This is a genomic window from Psychrobacter sp. AOP7-B1-24 (genome assembly GCF_052376215.1).
In the GTDB taxonomy this organism is placed as follows: domain Bacteria; phylum Pseudomonadota; class Gammaproteobacteria; order Pseudomonadales; family Moraxellaceae; genus Psychrobacter.
Genome location: NZ_JBQSVL010000241.1, coordinates 1 through 260 on the forward strand (window position 1 = coordinate 1; position 260 = coordinate 260).

Sequence of the window (260 nt, forward strand, 5' to 3'; positions counted from 1 at the left end):
CGACAATAAACACCTTTATGGGGTCGAGCTGATCTGTAGAGTCCTACCGATTGCCCCGTCAACTTATTATCGTGCTAAAGACTTAAGCGACAACCCACACAAGCGTTCACTGCGCAGTCAGCATGACGACTATTATCTCAGCGAGATTAAACGTATTTGGCAGGACAGCAAATGCCGTTACGGTGCGCGTAAAGTATGGCAGCAGATGAAAGCTGACGGGTTAAAGGTTGCTCGGTGTACCGTAGAGCGATTAATGAAGC

The 260-nt window shown here is 48.1% G+C and carries 1 protein-coding gene; it reads left to right on the forward strand.

The genetic code is table 11. From position 1 onward, the window contains the following. The coding region (locus ACT3QP_RS15195; protein WP_444526083.1) for an IS3 family transposase at positions 1-260 on the forward strand (260 nt) is incomplete at both ends.